1 protein-coding gene is annotated in these 956 nt (G+C 65.9%); it reads right to left on the bottom strand.

From position 1 onward, the window contains the following. A partial coding sequence (locus tag MFF24_RS28625; RefSeq protein WP_238229220.1) for an IS110 family RNA-guided transposase occupies positions 1–888 on the bottom strand: 888 nt, incomplete at its 3' end. Positions 889–956 lie beyond the last annotated feature (68 nt).

Consider the following 956-nt stretch of genomic DNA (forward strand, 5'->3'; position numbering starts at 1 on the left):
GAGCTTTCGCATCACCGCAACAAGGGCAACCTTCCTCGGTCGGCCACGCTGGGTGAGCCGCTCGTAGAAGGGCCGGAAGGGAGAGCCTCGCCGGATCGCGGTCAGCGCAGCCATGTACAGCACACCCCGAACAGATGTTCGCCCGCCTGCAATGGATCGCCGGCCTCGCATCAGGCCTGAGTCACGGTTGATCGGGGCGATACCGACGAGGGCCGCGAGTTGGTGGCGGCCGATGGTGCCGAGTTCGGGCAGCTGAGCCAGAAGCGTTCGTGCTGTGACATCGCCGATGCCGGGCACGGACTTGAGCAAGGCTTCGGTTTCGCACCAGACCGGAGAGGCCTCGATAGCTTGGCCGATCTCGCTGTCGAGCTCCGCGAGCTCCCGCTCCAAGAAGGAGATGTGACGGTTGAGCCTTCGTATCAGCTGTTTGTCCACCGCTTGGTCGCGGCGGTTAGCCTCCATGTTGGTCATCCCGATGATCTGTCGCCGCCGGCTCACGAGCTCAGCGAAGTGACGTCTCTCCGGCTCCGGCAGCGGTCTGGCCGGAGGTCTGATGCGCTCGGCAAACAGGGCGATGACCTCGGCGTCGAGCGTGTCGGTCTTGGCCAGACGGCCCATCGCCCTGGCAAAGTCGCGGATCTGGCGTGGGTTGACGATGCAGAGCGGCAGGCCGAGGGCTGCCAGGGCGGCAGCCACGCTTGCCTCGAACCCTCCCGTGGCTTCCAGCACGACCAGGGCAACCGGCAGGCTGTCGAGGCGCCGGGCGAGGGTCTCCAGCCCCTTTTGGTCCCGCGCGACATGAAACGCCTCGTCCGAGGGTCTGAGGTGAACGTCGAGGCGGTCCTTAGATACGTCGATGCCGACGAAGACGGTGGGTTGTTCGTCCATGACCCTACCTTGCAAATGCGGGCTCGGGCCCGAGCGGCTGTCCGGGTTCGGGACTGTGGCGGTGAGGG

The organism is Methylorubrum aminovorans (assembly GCF_022179725.1).
Taxonomy (GTDB): domain Bacteria; phylum Pseudomonadota; class Alphaproteobacteria; order Rhizobiales; family Beijerinckiaceae; genus Methylobacterium; species Methylobacterium aminovorans.